The following is an 18,902-nucleotide window of genomic DNA, read 5'->3' on the forward strand; positions in this document are numbered from 1 at the left end:
CGATGGCTGCGTTTTCCGAATCCGACACGCTGAAGCGCGTGAAACCCTCCCCCACCCTGGCCGTGACGGCCAAGGCGCGCGAACTGGCGCGCCAGGGCAAGAAAGTCATTTCGCTGGGCGCCGGCGAACCCGACTTCGACACACCGGAGAACATCTGCGATGCCGCCGTCAAGGCGATCAAGCGCGGCGAGACCCGCTATACGGACGTCGACGGCATCCCTGAGCTGAAGGCCGCCATCTGCGAGAAATTCAAGCGCGAGAACGGCCTGGACTACAAGACGACCCAGGTCCACGTCGCCCCGGGCGGCAAACCCGTCATCTATAACGCCATGATGGCGTCGCTGAACCCCGGCGACGAAGTCGTCATCCCGGCGCCGTACTGGGTGTCCTATCCCGACATGGTGCTGCTGGCCGGCGGCACGCCCGTTTTCGCGGTCGGCGAAATGTCGACCGGCTTCAAGCTGCTGCCCGAGACCCTGGAAGCCGCCATCACGCCGAAGACCAAGTGGCTGATCCTCAACTCGCCGTCGAACCCCTCGGGCGCCGCCTATACGGGCGCCGAGCTGAAGGCCCTGGGCGAAGTGCTGAAGCGTCACCCGCAGGTGTGGATCCTGACGGACGACATGTACGAGCACCTGACCTTCGACAATTTCGAATACACCACGATCGCCCAGGTCGTACCGGAGCTGTACGACCGCACGCTGACCATGAACGGCGTGTCGAAGGCCTATTCGATGACCGGCTGGCGCATCGGCTATGCTGCCGGCCCCGAGCCGCTGATCAAGGCGATGCAGAAGATCGAGTCGCAATCGACGTCCAACCCCTGCTCGATCGCGCAGTGGGCCGCCGTCGAGGCGCTCAACGGACCGCAGGACTTCATCGCCGAGCGCGCCGCCATCTTCCAGAAGCGCCGCGACCTGGTCGTCGCCATGCTCAACAACGCCAAGGGCATCCACTGCCCGACGCCGGAAGGTGCCTTCTACGTCTATCCGACGATCAAGGACCTGATCGGCAAGCAGGCGCCGTCGGGCAAGATCATCAACTCGGACGAAGACTTCGCCGGTGAGCTGTTGCAACAGGAAGAAGTCGCCGTGGTCCACGGCGCCGCCTTCGGCCTGTCGCCCTTCTTCCGCATTTCGTATGCGACGTCGGAGGCGGTGTTGACCGAGGCCTGCTCGCGCATCCAAAGGTTCTGCGCCAGCCTTAAGTAAGCGCGTTCCCAGTGACCCCGGTCCTGCCTCAGGTATGGCTTGTGCCGCCGGCGATTCTCGCCGGCGGCTTTTTCGCTGCCTTCCTGCTGGCGCTTGTGCTGGGGCTGCTGGTCGTGTGGTGCGGTCCGGTCGACAAGCCCCGGTCGCGAGGCGCGCACAGCCGGCCCACGCCGACCAGCGGCGGCATGGCGGTCATCGCCGCAACCGCCATTCCGCTGGCCGTTATCCTGTGGACCTGGCGGACGCAAATCCCCGGTCCGGGCTTCGACGGCCTGCTGCTGTTCGGGTTCGCCGCCTTGATGGGATTGTCTGGCGGCATCGACGATGTCTTCGGCCTGCCGGCGCGGGCGCGATTGCTGTTCCAGATCGTTCTTTGCCTGATCTTCGCCCTCTTCTATCGCGTCACCTCGCTCGATTTCGGCTTTGGCCCCAGCGTGCATCTGTGGCCGCCGATCGGCCTGGTGGGCAGCGCGGCCTGGCTGATCCTCGGGATCAACGCCATCAACTTCATGGATGGCTCGAACGGCCTGGCCGTCGGTGTGCAGAGCATATCGCTGATCGTTATCGCGGGGCTGGCCATCGTCGTCGCCCCCCTGGCGCCGCTGGCCTGGTATCTGGGCGTGCCACTGGTCGTCTGGGTCTGCGCTGCCGGCGCTCAACTCGGCTTCCTTCCGCTCAACCTGCCCATGGGCCGCGTCTTCCAGGGCGACTCCGGCGCCCTGTTCGGCGGCGCTCTGGTGACCGGTGCCTGCCTCCAGGTCAAGGCCTATGGCATTGCTTCGGTATGGCTGGGCGGTTTTCTGCTGGCGCCGCTGTTCGTGGATGTCGTCCTGACCCTGATCGTGCGGGCGCGCAAACGCCGCAACCTGTTCACGCCGCACAAGGAACACCTCTACCAGCTGTGGCTGCAACACCGCGATCCCGGGCACGGCCGGCTGGCTCTGCGGGTCTGGGCGCTGTGCGCACTATCTTCGGTCGCCGGCGTCTTCGCCCGCTTCTACGGCAAGGCCGTGGGCGTCGACCTGAGATTCCCCGCCCTGGCGGCGGTCGTAGTCATCCTCAGCCTCGGCTGGCTTATCCTGCGCCGGAAACTGCTGAAAACCGCAAGGCCATGAGGAGATCATCGGCGATAAAGCCGCGCTCGTCTTTGACCCGGCCGACCAGCCTCCCCTCCTCGACAAAGCCTTGTGACCGGTAAAGCGCAATGGCGCGCGCATTGTCCGCGCGGCAGAACAGCTCGACCCGTTCGACGCCGCCGAAACGTTCGCGAACGCGCCCGAGGAAAGCCGCGAACAACAGGCGGCCGACACCCTGCCCCTGGGCGCACGGCGATATGGCGATGGTCAGGTCGCTCATGACATGAAACAGCTGGCGGATATTCGGAACCCAACCGTGCAGTTCGCCGACGACATGACGGTCTTCATCGATGGCTACGACGGAAACACCGCGAGCCAGGCTGTTTTCCATGACTTTTCGAATGTAGTCCGGGCTGACCTCGGCCTCGCGGCGCAATAGCCCACCCGGCACCGCCGCGACCTCTCGGTAAAGATGGAACAAGGCCTCGAAATCGCCGAGGTGGCCGTCACGGACTTCAATCTTCATCTTCGCCCGTTACCTTGCCGCGGTTGGACTTGATCGTCGAGCGGATCGCCTTGCCCACCAGCCGGCGGCGTACGGATCCTTGTGTCGGCTTGGTCTTGATGCGCGGCGGCGGCGGGGGCTCGGCCGCCTTGCGCACCAGTTCGACGAAGCGTTCCAGCGCGGCCTTGCGGTTCATCTCCTGGGTGCGGTGGACCTGGACGAACAGAACCAGTTCGCCTTCGGTCGTCACACGCCGGCCGCCCAGCCTGGTCAGCCTTTGCTTGACGTCGTAGGGGATGGTCCAGTTGTTGGTGATCGAGAAGCGCAGCTCGACCGCGCTCGACACCTTGTTGACGTTCTGCCCGCCAGCGCCCGACGCCCGCACGAAGCTTTCGTGCAGTTCATCGTCCGGAACGCTGATTTTGGGCGTGATGAAAACCATGCGGCCTTTTGCGGGAAAAGGCCCTAAACCGCAAGAGTCAGCGGACTTTTGTCCTGAGACGCAGGTCCAGCCGGAACAGCGGCTCAAGCCCGTCGAGCATGGGCGCGGTGGGCAATCCTGCCGCGTTCAGCTGATCCGCCGTCCAGTTGTTGCAGTCGCGCGCGATCGAGAAGTGCTCGCGGCTGTCATAGAAGGCATCGGTCGTACCGGGCACGGGATAGACAACAGGGCGCCCGTCTTTCTCGACAAACGACGCCTGCATATGGGCGATCATGGCGGTGAAACCCGCCCGCGACAGGGTCACTGGCAGGGCGGTCTTGCGGTCGTAAAGCCGGCCGGGATCGTTGGAGACGCCGAAGACGCGGATGACCGAAGGGTTGTTGATCCAGAACAGGGCGCGCAGCCCGTCGACCGCACGCGCCGCCGAAAAGCCTTTGGCGGTATAGAAGCCGGCGTCGCCCCACCCGATGACCAACCAGGGCGCCCCCGCCGCCGGCTGCGCCGCCTCGGCCAGCAGGCTGCCCGGCGCGACCTCATTAGCGGGAATGGCGATATCGGTATGGAAGCCGTTGTCGATGACGTAGACCGTGACGGTATCGCTCTCCGCCGGATAAAGTGCGCGGTCGCCGTGGCGCAGCGTTACCAGGGCAAGGACAAGGTACAGACCGCATAGCGCAAGAAGCCCGCGCAGCCAGACGGTCTTCGGCCAATAGCGCATGAAAAATCCCCTCCGTCGCCATGAGGAAATCATGCGACGAAGAGGATGTCTACTTAATTATCACGAATTCGTGATCACGCTTCCAGGCTGGCCTTCAGCATCCAGCGGTGCTTTTCGTGCGCCGTAATCCGTTGCGTGCACAGGTCGTTGGTCGAGATGTCACCCGCCTCATCGGCCACGTCGGCCGCATGCTTCAGCGTGGCGATGGTGACTTCGTGGCCGTCGACCAGGTCCTTCAGCATCTCCTTGGCCGAAAGCGTCGGATCGCCGTCCTTGATCGAGGTCAGGTTGCCCAGCGCGCCATGGCCCATGGGGGCGAACTGGTCGAGCGCGCGGATGCGCTCGGCGATCTCGTCGACCGAGGTCCAGATTTCGTTATACTGTTCTTCCAGCAACAGATGCAGACCGCGGAAGTTCGGTCCGCGCACGTTCCAGTGGTAACCGTGGGTCTTCTGATAGATGGTAAAACTGTCGGCCAGGACCTTCGACAGTTCGTGGGCGACGCCCTTGTCGGTATCCGCGGTTTTTGCTGCTGCAGCCATGTTGCCGGCTCCTCTCAAAAGTTGGCAAAGCCAGATATGATATAGGTTTGTAAGGATTCAAGTCGGTTTCGAACCTATGCCCGGGAATGTTGCTCCCGGGCCGCCCCATCCGAGTCGATGTCACACGATAGCGGCGTATTGTGACAAAATATGTGATCGTCTCCACCACAAACCCTCTTGCATCCTGCGCCTCAGGGTCTATTTTAAAGTCACCTTATGCTGAATTTGAGCATAAGCCTCTGCCGCTCCGGACACGGACGAAAGAAGACTTCAGGAGATGCGCATGCCGCACACCGTCATCACTTTGGACGCGCCGAAGGGTGAGATGAAGACCAGGGCCACAACGCCTTTCGCCTTCACGCCCGAGGTCGAGGCCGCTACCGCGCCGATCTATGAAAAGCTGAAGACCAAGGTGTCGCCGCTGGAATGGCAGCTCCAGGCGCCGCTGATCTTTGAAATCAACCGCCTCAAGAAAGATATGAACGCCGTCATCCTGGCGCACAACTACATGACGCCCGACATCTTCCACGGCGTCGGCGACTATGTCGGCGACAGCCTGGGCCTGGCGCGCGAAGCGGCGCGCTGCGACGCCCAGATCATCGTCCAGGGCGGCGTGCACTTCATGGCCGAGACGTCGAAGATCCTGGCGCCGGAAAAGACGGTGCTGATCCCCGACCTGCGCGCCGGCTGTTCGCTGGCCTCGAGCATCACAGGCGCCGACGTGCGCCTGATCAAGCAGCGCTATCCCGGCGTGCCCGTCGTTACCTACGTCAACACCACGGCCGACGTGAAGGCCGAAACCGATATCTGCTGCACCTCGGCCAACGCCGTCCAGGTCGTCGAATGGGCGGCAAAAGAATGGGGCACCGATCGCGTCATCCTGATACCCGACCAGTTCCTGGCCAAGAACGTGGCGCGCCAGACCGATATCAAGATCATCGCCTGGGCCGGCGCCTGCGAGGTGCACGAACGCTTCGACGCCGACGATATCGCCGAGGTCCGCGCCGCCTATCCGGGCGCGGTCGTCCTGGCGCACCCCGAATGTCCGCCGGACGTCATCGCGGCCTCGGACTTCACCGGCTCGACGACCGCCATGGGCGATTTCGTCACGAAGTCGGGCGCGAAGCAGGTCGTATTGATCACCGAGTGCTCGATGTCGGACAACGTCACGGCCGACGCGCCGGGCGTAGAATTCCTGCGCCCGTGCAACCTGTGCCCGCACATGAAGCGCATCACGCTGCAAGGCATCTATGACAGCCTGGTCAAGCATCAGTACGAGGTCACGGTCGATCCCGCCATCATTCCGCGCGCCGCCCTGGCCGTGCAGCGCATGATCGACATGCCGCCGACAACGACGCCCGCCCGCTATGACATGGTCAAGGCGCGCCACCACGTCGATGTCGAGATGATCAGCTGATTTTTCAGTCCGTCTTCAGGGCGGACGTTACAGGAGGCCTGTCATGGCCCTTGAAACCTACATCCACAACGGTCCTCTCGTCATCGGCGCCGGCCTGGCCGGCTTGTCGGTCGCGCTTCACGCAGCACCGGCCAATGTGCTGATGCTGGCGCCCGTAGCCCTCGGCAAGGCGTGCTCGTCGGCCTGGGCGCAGGGCGGGATCGCCGCCGCCCTGTCTACCGAGGATTCGCCTGCCGAGCACGAACGCGACACGATCGCCGCCGGGGCCGGCATCGTCGATCCGCTGGCAGCCAGGACTCTGACCGAAATGGGCCCCGATGTCGTGCGCGCGCTCGACGCCATGGGCGCGCCGTTCGACCATACGCCCGATGGCGGCTTCGTCCTCAATCGCGAAGCGGCGCACGGCCGTGCCCGCGTCGCCCGCGTCGGCGGCGACCTGGCCGGCAAAGCCATCCTGGAAGCCGTCGTCGCAAAAGCGCTGGAAGCGCCGCATATCGAGATCTGGGAACCGGCTTTCGCGCTGGGCCTGATTACGGCCACGGACGGCGCCGTCGTCGGCGCCGTCGTCGAACACGAGAGCCGCCGCATCGCGGTCTACGCGTCCGCCGTGGTGCTGGCCAGCGGCGGTCTCGGCGGCCTGTTCGCCGTCACGACCAATCCCGCCAATCTGCGTGGCGAAGGCATGGCCATGGCCGCCTTGGCCGGCGCGGTCATCGCCGATCCGGAATTCGTCCAGTTCCACCCGACCGCCCTCGATTTCGGCCGCGATCCCGCGCCCCTGGCCACCGAAGCCCTGCGCGGCGAAGGCGCCATCCTGGTCGACAAAAACGGCGTGCGCTTCGTGCTGGAAGACCATCCGGACGGCGAGCTTGCGCCGCGCGATATCGTCGCCCGCGCCGTGCATAAGGCCAAGATGTCGGGCCGCGGCGCGTTTCTGGACGCGACCACGACAATCGGCGCGCACTTTGCCGACGAATTCCCGACCGTGTTTGCGTCCTGCATGAACAACAGCGTCGACCCGCGCGTCGAGCCCATGCCGGTCGCCCCGGCGGCCCACTATCACATGGGCGGCGTCGCCACCGATATCTTCGGCCGCACCTCGCTGAAGGGGCTTTATGCCGCCGGCGAATGTGCCTCGACAGGCGTGCACGGCGCCAATCGCCTGGCGTCGAATTCGCTGCTCGAAGCCGCCGCCTTCGGCGAACGCGTCGGCGCACAACTCCGTGACCTGACGGGCGTCGAAGCTATTGGCGACACTATCATGCCTGCCCTTCCCGGCCGCCTGGGCGACAGCGACCTGAAGACCTTGCGCGAAGCCATGAGCCGCCATGCCGGCCTGGTGCGTGACGAAAGCGGCCTGAAGGCGCTTCTGGCCCTGATCGACAGCCTGGAAATCAAGGCTCCGGGCGCCCTTGCGCTGATCAGCGCGCGTCTCGTTGCAGAATGCGCCTTGCGCCGGCACGAGAGTCGCGGTTCTCATTACCGCAGCGACTATCCGCAGACAGCCGCGAAGGGCGACCGCGCCTTCGTCATGTGGGCGGACATTGCAAAGAGTGTGAACCAAGGGGAAACGCCATGTTTATCACCGGACTGCCTGACCTGCTGATCGAGCCCGTCGTCCGCGACGCCCTGAAGGAAGACCTGGGGCTGGCGGGAGACGTTACGGCCTCGGCCGTCATCCAGCCCAAGGCGCGCTTCAAGGCCGAATTCCGCGCCCGCGAAGCCGGCGTTTCGGCCGGCATCGACTGCGCCCGCCTGGCCTGCACCATGATGGATTCGCAGGTCCGCTTCGAAACCCTGCTTCCCGACGGCAGCCCGGTCGCCGCCGGAGACGTGCTGGCACGTGTCGAAGGCAAGGCCCGCGCCATCCTGGCCGCCGAGCGCGTGGCGCTGAACCTGTTGTGCCACCTGTCGGGCATCGCCACCCTGACGGCGCAGTATGTCGCGACGGTCGACGGCCTGAAAACCAAGATCGCCTGTACGCGCAAGACCCTGCCCAACCTGCGCGCCTTGCAAAAGCACGCGGTCAAGTGCGGCGGCGGCCATAACCACCGCTACGGCCTCGACGACGCCATCCTGATCAAGGACAACCACATCGCCATCTGCGGCGGTGTCGGTACCGCCATGGAGCGTGCCCGCGCCGGCGTCGGCCACACCATGAAGATCGAAATCGAAGTCGACTCGATCGCCCAGCTTAAAGAAGCCCTGCCGTTCAAGCCGGACGTCCTGCTGCTCGATAACTTCACCCTCGACATGTACGCCGAGGCCGTGAAGCTGGCGGCCGGCAAGACGATCCTGGAAGCTTCCGGCGGCGTAAATCTCGATACGGTCCGCGCCATCGCCGAAACCGGCGTCGACGTCATTTCGGTCGGCGCGTTGACGCACTCGGCGCCCAATTTCGATATCGGACTGGACGCGGTCTAAGCGGTTATCGTCGATGCGGGTAAAGGTCGTCAAACGGGGGAGATCACTGGCTGTGCTCGGCTTGAAACCGGGGGACGATATCGATATCCGCATCGCTCCGACGACGACATCGGAGCAACGCCAAGCGTCGCGTGATGATCTACTGGATCAGTTGCGGCAATTCCGTGGTCGGCTTCCCGCGGACTTTACGTTCGATCGAAACGAAGCCGACCTAAGGTAAATTCAATATTTTCATGGAGTTCGGCCCTCCCCGCTTCGCAGGGAGGGCCAAGATGCTTCTACAACGCTTATTAGTTCGGCTGAGCCGGAGCCGCCGGCCCGGCACGCTTGATGCCCGCCTTTTCACCCGGCTTCATGAACTTTACCAGGACGCGCTGGCCGATCAGGAACGGTGTGTTCTCGGCGGACACCACGACCTCGACCACGCGTTCGTCGCTGGCCTCGTTGCCGGTGTCCGACTTGAGCTTGCGCGCGCCGAAGGTCGCGGCAATGCGCAGCACCTTGCCGACATAAAGCTTCTCGGGGTCGGCTTCCGGGATGATTTCGGCTTCCTGGCCGATCGACACCGACGGAATGGCGCTTTCGACGATTTCCGAACGGATGATGTGCGGGATCGCCGGCTCGATATCGAACATGGTCGAAACGTTCAGCGTCGAGGCGCCGACACCCGGCTGGGCATAGCGGCGGATGATCTTGCCGTCCATCGGCGCACGGATGATCGTCAGTTCCTGATCGTATTCGGCCTGGGCCAGCTGGGCCTGGGCCGTGGCGACAATGGCGCGCTGCTGGACCAGGGTCGCCTGGGCGCTGTCGATGGCGTCCTCGGCCTGGTCGAGCTTCTGCTGCGCCACGAAGTTGGTCGGCGCCAGCTTTTCCAGGCGGTCATGTTCGCGCTGGGCTGATTTGAGCTGAACTTCCGTCAGGCCGAGCGCCGCCTGGGCCTGCTGGACCTGGGCGCGGCCGCTGGCGATGGCCAGTTGCGTATCGCGGTCTTCCTGCTTGGCCAGGATCTGGCCCTTTTTGACGACGTCGCCTTCCTCGACATAGACGTCGGAGACGACGCCCGCGCGGCGGGCGGCGACGCTGACGACACCGCCTTCGACATCGACCTTACCCGAAGCGATGGCCGCATACGGGCTGGGCGGCGCCTTGACGACGGCCTGGGCGCCCTTGCCGCCCGGACCAGGTTTCTGGCAGGCGGTGAGCGAAGTTCCGGCCAGCGCCAGGGCCACAACGGTCAGAGCGGTTGCGGAAACGAATTTGCGGGACATCGGGTTTCTCATTGAGGCGTGCGATTAGGAAATTGAAGGCGGTTCGGCGACCATGGTGTCGCTCAGGATTTTTCCGTCTTCCATGTGGATGACACGGTCGGCATAGGCTTCGAGGCGCGGATCGTGGGTCACGACGACGACCGCCGCCCCGCGTTCCTTGGCCGCCTGGTGCAGAAGCTTGATCACCACCTGGCCGCTGACCGAATCGAGCGCCGAGGTCGGTTCGTCTGCGAAGATCAGCTGCGGCATCTTGGCAAGCGCGCGGGCAATGGCGACGCGCTGCTTTTCACCGCCCGACAGTTCGGCCGGATATTGCTTCAGGCGATGCCCGAGCCCCACGGAATCCAGGACTTCCTTGGCGCGGCGGTGCGATTCGGCCTTGGGCACCTTGCAGTACTTCAGGACCTGCTCGACCTGCTCGGTGGCGTGCAGCGCCGGGAACAGGTTGAAGCCCTGGAAGATGAAGCCGCAGTGATCGAGGCGAAACTTGTCGATCTTGCCGCGGCTCTTCTTCCACAGGCTTTCGCCCAGCGCCATGACCTCGCCCTCGTCGGGCTTCATCAGGCCGCTGAGGGCGGCGATCAGGGTCGACTTGCCGGAGCCGGACGGCCCCATGACCATGGTGACCTGGCCGTGATAGGCATTGAAGTCGACGCCTTTCAGCACCTGCTGTTTCAGCTTGCCGATCTTGTAGCCCTTGGACAGGGCCTTGGCTTCGAGTGCTAGTTTTCCGGTCATCGCAACAGGTCCGCAGGCTGGCTCTTCTTCAGGACGCCGAGCGAGAACATGCCCGACAGGATGGCGATGATCATCAGGCCGATGGCGACCGGAATGTCGACGAACAGCGGGAAGTCCATGGGCACGCCGCCCATCTTGGCCAGCGCCGCCACGCCGGCGACCAGGCCGCCGGTGAGCAGCAGGCCGGCGACACCGACCCAGATGCTGAGCTCCATGATGATCATGCGCAGGCTGCCCATCGAGACGCCGAGCGCGCGCAGGCTGGCGAACTCCTTGATATTGGCCATGATGGCGCCCTGCAGGGTCTGCCAGGTGATGACGATACCGATAAAGACGCCGACAAAGGCCATGAAGCCGAGGATGACGGCGATGCCGCCTTCCTTGAGCATGCCGATCTGCGAGCTCTTCGACAGCTGCTCGCGCGTCCAGGCCTTGAACGTGCCGCCGCCGATGACATTCAGTTCGGCCGCGACCTGCTTGGCGCGCGTGGGGTCGCGCAGCTTGACCAACAGCGGGCCGACCTTCGGGCCCTCGTTATAGACGTAGATCAGCTTGGCGGTCTGGTACGAGGTGAAGACCTGCGTGTTGAACATGTTGGGATAACCGTCGACGACGCCCGCGACCGTCACGGTCATGCCGTTCATCTTGGCCTTGTCGCCGACCTTGACGCCCAGCTTGCCCAGGCTGGTGCGGTCGATGACCACCGCGAAAGGTTCCTTGAGCGCCTCGACGGTGTCGTCGGAGAAATCCAGGGGAAGGGTCACGGCGCCCTTGACCGGATCGACCACGACGACGCGGACGCCGTCGCCCTTGGACGGCTGGCCGTCCTTGGGGAAGTTCGACCAGAAGGCCCAGTTCATCACCATGGGCTGGACCTCGACGACGTCGGGATGCTGGTAGATCTGCGGAATGATACGGCGCGCCTGGCCGGTATCGCCCATGATGCCATCGGCCTGCGGCGGCAGGATCATGATCTGTGCCGGGGAGTGCTCGATCGTGGCGGTGAAGGATCGCGCCATACCCATGAACATGCCGGTCATGGCCAGGACGAGCAGGCCCGCGACGGCCAGCGCGATTACGGCACCGAAATACCGGCGCCATTCGTACAGGATGGTGGAAAGGGCGAGGGACATACGACCACTGAGCGGTTTAGAATGCCCGTAACATCTGCGACTTTGTTATGAACGTCTAATTAAATCGGCGTAACAAACGCATCGCTTCCTTACCGGCGGAAAAATTTTCCGCCATGTGGGATTTTACAGGTCTTTCCGGGCGGCCGCGAAGTAGGCGAAACCGGTCCAGACCGAAATGAGCGCCGCAATCCATATCAGCAGGTAACCGACGGTGAAAACGAGATCGCTGTAGCTCGACGGCGGCAGGTTGAAGGCCGTCCAGCTTTCGGCGAACAGCAGCACGCCCAGGGCCACCAGTTGCACCGTCGTCTTGATCTTGCCGAGGAAGCTGACCGGCACCTTGACGTGCTGCGCGGCCGCGGCTTCGCGCAGGGCGCTGACGGCGAATTCGCGGAACAGGATGAAGGCTGCCGGCAGGGCGAACAACGGATTGCCGGTATTGATGCAGAACAGGCCGAGGATGGTGCCGCAGACCAGGATCTTGTCGGCGATCGGGTCGAGGATCGCGCCCCAGTGGCTTTCGGCATGCAGCTTGCGCGCCAGCACGCCGTCGAACAGGTCGGTCAGGGCCGCAATGACGAAGATATATACGCCCCAGCGCTGAAGCGGGTACAGCCGGTCCGACGTAACCTCAAGGAAGGGAATGCCGCCGACGGAACCGGCCAGCAGAATGAACATGACGATGCCCGCGATCAGCCGGATCAGGGTCAGGATGTTGGGGATCGGATTGACTTGCTCGCCGGTCATGAAGGCACCTTGGTTGTTCGCGCCTATTCTAGCCGGGCAAACCGCCGCAATGGAAGGGGTTTTCGCGTCACCCGCCGTGGAAGAAGTCGTAGATCTTCTGCGCCAGGGCCTCGTTGACGCCTTCGACCTTGCGCAGGTCTTCGAGACGCGCCGCCGCGACATCCTTGCCCGAGCCGAACGCGGCCAGCAGCGCCTTTTTCTTGCGCGGACCGATTCCGGGGATTTCGTCGAGCGGGTTTTTCGTGATGGCGGCGTCGCGTTTCTGGCGGTTGGCGCCGATGGCGTAGCGGTGGGCTTCGTCGCGCAGGCGCTGAAGATAATAGAGGACTGGCGACTTGGGCTCCATCATGAAGGGCAGCCGCCCCGGCATGAAGAAGCGCTCGAGGCCGGCGTCGCGGTCCGGTCCCTTGGCGACGCCCACGATCGGAATGTCGTCGAGCCCCAGGTCGGCCATGACCGCCAGAACAGCGTCGAGCTGCCCCTGCCCGCCGTCGACCAGCACCAGGTCGGGCGCGCCGAAATTCTTCTCGCCTTCGGGCAGGTCCTTTTCCTTGATCAGGCGCATGAAGCGGCGGCGGAAAACTTCGGCCATCATGGCGTAGTCGTCGCCCGGCTTGGTGTCGAGGTCGCGGATGGTGAACTTGCGGTACTGGCCCTTCATGAAGCCTTCCGGGCCGGCGACCACCATGCCGCCGACGGCGTGCGTGCCGCCGAGGTGCGAGTTGTCGTAGACTTCGATGCGCACCGGCGGGGCGTCGAGCTCGAAGGCTTCGGCGACCCCGATCAGCAGCTTCGACTGCGCCGACTGTTCGGCCATGCGGCGCCCCAGAGCCGCCCGGGCGTTGTTGAGCGCGTTGTTGACGGTGTCAGCCTTGCCGCCGCGTTGCGGGCGCTGGATGACGACCTTGCGGTCGGCCTTGAGGCTGAGCGCTTCGGCCATCAGTTCGGGTTCCGACAGGTCGTGCGAGATCAGCAGCAGCTTGGGGATGGGCCGGTCCTGGTAAAACTGGCCCAGGAAGGCGTCGAGGATCTGGCCTTCGGTATCTTCCGAATCGACACGCGGGAAATAGGCGCGGTCGCCCCAGTTCTGGCCGGCGCGGAAGAAGACCACCTGGACGCAGGCCGCACCGCCCTCGGCACAGACGGCGAAGACGTCGGCCTCTTCCCCCTGCAGATCGACGGACGACGACATGACGACGTGGTTGAGCGCGCGGATACGGTCGCGGATGCCGCCGGCGCGTTCGAACTCCATGTCCTCGGACGCGGCCATCATGTCCTGGGTCAGGCGCTCGATCACCACCCGGCTCTTGCCGCGCAGGAAATCGGCCGCCTGTTGCGCCAGGCCATTGTAGTCGTCGAGGCTGACCTCGCCCGTGCACGGCGCCGAACAGCGCTTGATCTGGTGCAGCATGCACGGCCGCGTGCGCGAGGCGTAGACGCTGTCGGTGCAGGTGCGCAACAGAAACGCCTTTTGCAAGGTGTCGAGCGTGCGGTTGACCGCGCCGGTCGAGGCGAACGGCCCGAAATAGTCGCCCTTGATCGAATGCGCCCCGCGGTGCTTCGACACCTGGGGCGCCTCGTGGTCGCGGCGCACCAGGATTTCTGCGAAGCTCTTGTCGTCGCGCAAAAGCACGTTGTAGCGCGGGCGCAGCGCCTTGATCAGGCGCGCTTCCAGCAACAGCGCCTCGCCTTCGGTGTCGGTGCGCATCAGCACCATTTCGTGCGTCAGCGACACCATGCGCGCGATGCGCTGGGCATGGAAGCGGCCTTGCGCGTATTGCAGGACGCGCTTCTTCAGCGACTTGGCCTTGCCGACATAGAGGACTTCGCCGTCGGCGCCCAGCATGCGGTAGACGCCGGGCTTGTCAGGCGCCAGCGAGGCCTCGCGCCGGATCAGCGCCGCGCCGACCAGCTTGTCGCCGGGGGCGGCCTCGGGACCGGTGTTGTCCATATCGATGATGATGTCGTCGCTCAAAGCGTTTCCGAAGCGGTGTGATTTGGGAAAGCCGCGAAAGCGGTTCTGGCTTCCGGCAAGTCTCTTGGAACAGGTTTCCGCCGGTTTTTGGCAGCAACGTCCGCAGACGACAAGATGATGTCCGGCGAACAGAAAAGCAACACCCAGTCGTGATAAGTCCACAACCCTTGAAACAATTTCTTATTGATCTGTGCTCCATACACACTTGCGTGACCGGCCAGATAGATTAGATGGACACTTTCCGCCGTCCGTATTGGTTTTTAATGTCCGCAGTTCCTGCTTTTGCGCCCAGCGCCGCAATCGAAACGCCAGTCGCCGGCGAAACGGTCGCGCCTGCCCCTAAGGGCGAAATCAAGGCCCTGACCGGCCTGCGCGGCATCGCGGCGCTGTACGTCGTCATCTTCCACGTCAACGGCCATTACAGGTTCTTTCCGACCTTCCAGCCCTTCATCCGGCACGGCTACATGGCCGTCGACCTGTTCTTCATCCTGTCGGGCTTCGTCATGGCGATGACCTATGCCGGCATGTTCAGCGACGGCTTCTCGATCAAGACTTTCAAGCAGTTCCTGCTGCTGCGCCTGGCGCGCATCTATCCGCTGTTCGCGCTGATGACCCTTTTGACGGCCGTGCTTATCGGCACGGTCATGACCAAGGTGTCGACCGTGCCCGACCTGCCCAAGGGCCTGATCTACAATTTCGCGCTGATCCAGGCCTGGGGGTTGTCGAATTCGATCGTGCCGCCGTCGTGGTCGATCAGCACGGAATGGACAGCCTATCTGCTGTTCCCGCTCAGCCTGTGGGGCGCGCTGAAAGTGCCACGACGCTGGACGCTCGTCGGCCTGGTCCTGTCGTTCGGCGTACTGGCGGCAATCGCCTACGGCCCGCAATGGATCGCCAAACAGCCCCTGGCCTATCGCCACGGCCCGCTCGACATCGCCAGCTCCTACGCCATCGGCACGTCGCTGCGCTGCCTGGCGTCGTTCTTCATCGGCCTGGTCGCCTATCGTTTCCGTGAGCATATCCCGTCGCGCGCCAGCCTGGTCCTGCTGGGCCTGACGATCGTCCTGCTGTGCTTCAAGGGTTCGGACCTGTTCCTGGTGGCCGTCTTCGCCCTCCTGATCATGGCGCTCAGCCACGACGAAGGCCCGGTGGCTCGCTGGCTGCATACGCCCTGGGTCTACTGGCTGGGCCTGGTGTCGTATGCGCTCTACCTGATCCACGACCTGGTGCTGCGCATCGTCTTCAAGATGCTGCCGGGCTGGGGCGTGCACGGCCTGCTGCCCGAAGCCTGGGTCGCGGTCGCGCTGGTCGTATCGATCGGTCTGGCGGGCCTCAGCCACTACGCGTTCGAGAAGCCGTCGCGGCGCTGGTTCCGCAAATTCCTGGTCGGCAACTACCAGACAGGGTCGGCTTCCGCCCCCATCAAAGCTTCCTGAATCCGGCGGCGCGTGCCGCGGTTCGTATTTTCCGGCAACGCATCCGGCGCAAAGAAACCGACGGCCTTGATTTCGCCGTGCGAGGTCATGTCGCAGGGTTCCCAGCGGTCGACGCGGAACAACAGGACGTGGTCGCCGGGGAAGAAGGTCTCGTTCGAGTGCACGGACAGCAGTTTCGGCGTCTCGAGCGGATTGACACCGGCCTCCTCGCGCAGTTCGCGCGCCACGGCGGCCTGGGTGGTCTCGCCGGCGTCGACTCCGCCCCCCGGCAGCCACCAGCCTTCGACATAGGTATGTTCGACCAGCAGGACCCGCCCCTGGTTGTCGAGCACGAGGCCGCGCACTCCCAGCGTCTTGCCGCGCGTCAGCCGCGAATACGCGAAAAACAGCGGGCGCGAGTACGGCTCGACGATGCGTTTCCAATCCTTCATGGCTTCTCTTTACGGGGACGCGCCGGACGCTGGCAAGCGCGCCTGCGACAAAAAAGCCCTCTTGTGCCTGACCATTTCTGCCGCTAACACGGAACGACGTTTCGCGGAGTCTTTCGAATGCTCGCTATCGCCATCATGGCCACCTTCCTCATCGTCGTCGCCCTGATCAACCTGGTCGATTTCGGCCGCATCGACTGATGCTGACCGGCGATTACACGGCCGCGGTCCTCGAAACCATCGAGGTCCATGTGCGCTGTGGCCTGCACGCCTTCGAATACGAACGTCCCAACCGCCTGTGGGTCAGCGTCTGGCAGTATGGCCGGCTGAAACCCGGCGAATTCATCGACTATGACCTGATGCGCAACGCCGTCGTGGCATGGGAGACGCAGGATCACGTCGAACTGCTGGAAACCCTGCTTGAAGACGTGATGGCGACGGCCTTTTCCAATCCCCTGGTGCTGGCCTGCCGCGCCCGGATTCTCAAACCCGATATTTTCCCCGACACGCATGGCGCCGGCGTCGAAATGGCGCGTTTCCGCCCGGGATTTGCCGCGTAATGCGGCCGGTCGTGCTGGTCACCGGCGGCGGCCGCCGCGTCGGTGCGGGCCTGTGCCGAGACCTGTCAGCCGATTACCGCATAGCCATCCACTATCACCGTTCGATCGCGGAGGCCGAGGCGCTCGAAACCGAGCTGAAGGCCTTGGGCCGCGACGTGGCCCGCTTTGCCGCCGACCTGGCGGCGCCAAACGAACGCGCGGCGCTGATCCCGGCGGTCAAGGCGCATTTCGGCAGCGTCGACGTGCTGATCAACTGCGCCTCCCTGTTCAAGTACGACGCCATCGACAGCCTGACGCCCGAGCTGTGGCAGGCGCATATCGACAGCAACCTGACCGCGCCGGTCTTTCTGATCAAGGCGCTCAGCGAAGCCGGCGGGCGCGTGGCGATCAACATCCTCGACCAGAAGGTCGTCAATCCCAATCCGGATTTCCTGTCCTATACGGCGGGCAAGGTGGGACTGGCGGGTTTGACCCAGCCTCTGGCCATGGCCCTGGCGCCAAAGGTGCGCGTCTGCGGCCTTGCGCCCGGCTTGGTGCTGCCGAGCGGAGACCAGTCCCAGGCCGATTTCGAAGCCGCCGCACGCGCCACGCCCTTAGGCCTGACATGCACGATCGCGGATCTGGCACGGGCCGCGCGCTTCATGATCGACACGCCGAGTTTTACCGGCCAGATTGTCACGGTCGACGGCGGCGAGAGCTTGACCGGCCGCCCCCGCGACGTGGCGTTCGACGTCCGCGGCTGATTAGCGTCGCCTGGTATTCCCCATCATCCCGCGCAACAGTTCCTTGCCCAGCATGATGCCCATGGACCGGATGATCGGCACGGCGACCGATGTCACTGCCTTGATCGTTTGCTGTGTGGCGCGGGCACGCTCTTTTTCTTCCAGCTCATGCTGGCGCGCCTCGGCCCTGGCCGCCTGCTCGGCCGCTTTCGCCGCGGCCTTTTCACCCGCGCTCGACCCCGTTTCGGGTGCAGGCGCCTGGGCTGCCCCGGCGCGTCCGGCCAGGATTTCATAGGCCGACTCGCGATCGACCGGCATGTCATAGGTGGCGCCAACCGGAGACCCCGCGCGGATGGCGGCGCGTTCGGCGTCGGTTACCGGCCCGAAGCGCGACGCCGGCGGGCGGATCAAAGTCTTTTCCGTAACCGTCGGCCGGCCCCTGTCGTCGAGCAGCGAGACCAGCGCCTCGCCGACGCCGAGGTTCTGGATGGCGTCCTCGGTATCGAAGGCCGGGTTCGGGCGGAAGGACTGCGCCGCCGCCTTCAGCCCCTTCTGTTCGGCCGGCGTGTAGGCGCGCAGGGCGTGCTGGACGCGGTTGCCGAGCTGGGCCAGCACGGTGTCGGGGATGTCCGCCGGGTTCTGCGTCACGAAATAGATGCCCACGCCCTTGGAGCGGATCAGGCGCACCACCTGCTCGATCTTTTCCAACAGGGCCGGGGACGCCTCCTTGAACAGGAGATGCGCCTCGTCGAAGAAGAAGACCAGTTTCGGCTTTTCGGGATCGCCGACCTCGGGCAGTTCCTCGAACAGCTCGGACATCAGCCACAGCAGGAAGGTCGAATAGAGCCTGGGGCTTTCGATCAGCTTGTCGCCGGCCAAAAGGTTGATATAGCCGCGCCCGTCCGGCGCCGTGCGCATCAGGTCGGCCAGCTTCAGCGCCGGCTCCCCGAAGAAGCCGTCGGCGCCTTGGGTTTCCAGTTGCAGCAGCCCGCGCTGGATCGTCGCGATCGAGGCCGGCGACACCGCGCCATATTGCGCGCTGATGTCCTTTGCGTTTTCCGACACGTGAGTCAGCATGGCGCGCAGGTCGGCGAGGTCCAGCAGCAGCAGGCCCTGCTTGTCGGCGACGTGGAAGACGATGTTGAGCACGCCTTCCTGGGTGTCGTTCAGCTCCAGCAGCCGCGCCAGCAGCAGCGGCCCCATCTCCGAGATGGTCGTGCGGATCGGGTGACCCTTCTTGCCGAACAGGTCCCAGAAGATGACCGGCGCCGCCTCGGGCTTCAGGTCGACACCCATATCCTTCGCCCGTTGCAAAATCTTGTCGTTGGGCGCGCCGGCCGCCGCGATGCCCGACAGGTCGCCCTTCACGTCGGCAGCGAAGACCGGGACGCCTGCGTCGGCAAAGCCCTGGGCGATCGACTGCAAGGTAATGGTCTTGCCGGTGCCCGTGGCTCCGGCCACCAGGCCGTGGCGGTTGGCGCGGCCGTAGAGAAGGATTTGCGGCAGTTTGTCGGCGCTGTCCGCCTGCCCCACCAGAACGCCCGTATCGCTCATCAC

General features: G+C 64.4%; 19 protein-coding genes. 8 read left to right on the top strand and 11 right to left on the bottom strand.

The features are described from left to right. Nucleotides 1-2 precede the first annotated feature (2 nt). Together AB8717_RS15700 and AB8717_RS15705 are read left to right on the top strand one after the other, a co-directional pair. Complete coding sequence (locus AB8717_RS15700; protein ID WP_443748260.1) at nt 3-1,211, top strand: pyridoxal phosphate-dependent aminotransferase; 1,209 nt, start codon at nt 3-5, stop codon at nt 1,209-1,211. A gap of 11 nt (nt 1,212-1,222) precedes the next feature. Next, nucleotides 1,223-2,326, top strand: a complete 1,104-nt coding sequence (locus tag AB8717_RS15705) for a glycosyltransferase family 4 protein (RefSeq protein ID WP_443748261.1) — start codon at nt 1,223-1,225, stop codon at nt 2,324-2,326. Here the strand turns inward: AB8717_RS15705 and AB8717_RS15710 are convergent. From AB8717_RS15710 to AB8717_RS15725, 4 genes are all read right to left on the bottom strand, one after another. Then, the gene (locus tag AB8717_RS15710; RefSeq protein WP_443748262.1) at nt 2,286-2,813 is read right to left on the bottom strand and encodes a GNAT family N-acetyltransferase; all 528 of its coding nucleotides are present in this window, start codon (nt 2,811-2,813) and stop codon (nt 2,286-2,288) included. The genes AB8717_RS15705 and AB8717_RS15710 overlap by 41 nt on opposite strands. After that, entirely contained in the window at nt 2,803-3,234 is a 432-nt protein-coding gene (gene arfB, locus AB8717_RS15715; protein ID WP_443748263.1) for an alternative ribosome rescue aminoacyl-tRNA hydrolase ArfB, read from the bottom strand. Before arfB ends, AB8717_RS15710 begins: the two co-directional genes overlap by 11 nt. A gap of 37 nt (nt 3,235-3,271) precedes the next feature. Next, entirely contained in the window at nt 3,272-3,952 is a 681-nt protein-coding gene (locus tag AB8717_RS15720) for a DUF2459 domain-containing protein (RefSeq protein WP_443748264.1), read from the bottom strand. A 74-nt stretch (nt 3,953-4,026) separates the two neighbouring features. Further along, nucleotides 4,027-4,494, bottom strand: coding sequence for a Dps family protein (locus tag AB8717_RS15725; RefSeq protein WP_443748265.1), 468 nt, complete (start codon nt 4,492-4,494; stop codon nt 4,027-4,029). A gap of 325 nt (nt 4,495-4,819) precedes the next feature. On the opposite strand from AB8717_RS15725, the gene nadA reads away from it, so the two are divergent. From nadA to nadC, 3 genes are read left to right on the top strand one after another with little or no spacing between them, the layout of a single operon-like run. Then, nucleotides 4,820-5,911, top strand: a complete 1,092-nt coding sequence (gene nadA / locus AB8717_RS15730; RefSeq protein WP_443750902.1) for a quinolinate synthase NadA — start codon at nt 4,820-4,822, stop codon at nt 5,909-5,911. Between the two features lie 43 nt (nt 5,912-5,954). Next, entirely contained in the window at nt 5,955-7,517 is a 1,563-nt protein-coding gene (locus AB8717_RS15735) for an L-aspartate oxidase (protein WP_443748266.1), read from the top strand. After that, on the top strand, nt 7,487-8,335 hold the full coding sequence (gene nadC / locus AB8717_RS15740) for a carboxylating nicotinate-nucleotide diphosphorylase (protein WP_443748267.1): 849 nt from the start codon (nt 7,487-7,489) through the stop codon (nt 8,333-8,335). The genes AB8717_RS15735 and nadC overlap by 31 nt, the downstream gene beginning before the upstream one ends. Before the next feature lie 290 nt (nt 8,336-8,625). Here nadC and AB8717_RS15745 read toward each other — a convergent pair whose 3' ends face one another. The 5 genes from AB8717_RS15745 to uvrC all read right to left on the bottom strand — a co-directional run bounded on the left by AB8717_RS15745 (nt 8,626) and on the right by uvrC (nt 14,175). Next, entirely contained in the window at nt 8,626-9,606 is a 981-nt protein-coding gene (locus AB8717_RS15745) for an HlyD family secretion protein (protein ID WP_443748268.1), read from the bottom strand. Between the two features lie 24 nt (nt 9,607-9,630). Further along, nucleotides 9,631-10,344, bottom strand: a complete 714-nt coding sequence (locus AB8717_RS15750; RefSeq protein ID WP_443748269.1) for an ABC transporter ATP-binding protein — start codon at nt 10,342-10,344, stop codon at nt 9,631-9,633. Then, entirely contained in the window at nt 10,341-11,477 is a 1,137-nt protein-coding gene (locus AB8717_RS15755) for an ABC transporter permease (protein WP_443748270.1), read from the bottom strand. Before AB8717_RS15755 ends, AB8717_RS15750 begins: the two co-directional genes overlap by 4 nt. A gap of 123 nt (nt 11,478-11,600) precedes the next feature. Continuing rightward, nucleotides 11,601-12,224 (bottom strand): CDP-diacylglycerol--glycerol-3-phosphate 3-phosphatidyltransferase, encoded by a 624-nt coding sequence (gene pgsA, locus AB8717_RS15760; RefSeq protein WP_443748271.1) that lies wholly within the window; start codon nt 12,222-12,224, stop codon nt 11,601-11,603. A 67-nt stretch (nt 12,225-12,291) separates the two neighbouring features. Next, nucleotides 12,292-14,175: an excinuclease ABC subunit UvrC gene (gene uvrC / locus AB8717_RS15765; RefSeq protein WP_443750903.1), complete on the bottom strand. Its 1,884-nt coding sequence runs from the start codon at nt 14,173-14,175 to the stop codon at nt 12,292-12,294. A gap of 287 nt (nt 14,176-14,462) precedes the next feature. Here uvrC and AB8717_RS15770 point away from each other — a divergent pair, with 287 nt between their 5' ends. Further along, a complete protein-coding gene (locus AB8717_RS15770) occupies nt 14,463-15,635 on the top strand; it encodes an acyltransferase family protein (RefSeq protein ID WP_443748272.1) in 1,173 nt (390 codons plus the stop codon). On the opposite strand, the gene AB8717_RS15775 is transcribed toward AB8717_RS15770, so the two are convergent. Continuing rightward, nucleotides 15,593-16,066, bottom strand: coding sequence for an NUDIX domain-containing protein (locus AB8717_RS15775; RefSeq protein ID WP_443748273.1), 474 nt, complete (start codon nt 16,064-16,066; stop codon nt 15,593-15,595). The two genes, AB8717_RS15770 and AB8717_RS15775, sit on opposite strands and share 43 nt — an antisense overlap. 197 nt (nt 16,067-16,263) lie before the next feature. On the opposite strand from AB8717_RS15775, the gene AB8717_RS15780 reads away from it, so the two are divergent. Both AB8717_RS15780 and AB8717_RS15785 read left to right on the top strand, forming a co-directional pair. Then, nucleotides 16,264-16,623 (top strand): dihydroneopterin aldolase, encoded by a 360-nt coding sequence (locus AB8717_RS15780; RefSeq protein WP_443748274.1) that lies wholly within the window; start codon nt 16,264-16,266, stop codon nt 16,621-16,623. Next, complete coding sequence (locus AB8717_RS15785) at nt 16,623-17,366, top strand: SDR family NAD(P)-dependent oxidoreductase (protein WP_443748275.1); 744 nt, start codon at nt 16,623-16,625, stop codon at nt 17,364-17,366. Before AB8717_RS15780 ends, AB8717_RS15785 begins: the two co-directional genes overlap by 1 nt. Here the strand turns inward: AB8717_RS15785 and AB8717_RS15790 are convergent, their stop codons facing one another. After that, nucleotides 17,367-18,899 carry a helicase HerA-like domain-containing protein gene (locus AB8717_RS15790; RefSeq protein ID WP_443748276.1) on the bottom strand — a complete coding sequence of 511 codons (1,533 nt, stop codon included), beginning with the start codon at nt 18,897-18,899 and terminating at the stop codon, nt 17,367-17,369. Between the last annotated feature and the right edge of the window lie 3 nt (nt 18,900-18,902).

Source organism: Asticcacaulis solisilvae (assembly GCF_052327315.1).
Taxonomy (GTDB): domain Bacteria; phylum Pseudomonadota; class Alphaproteobacteria; order Caulobacterales; family Caulobacteraceae; genus Asticcacaulis; species Asticcacaulis solisilvae_B.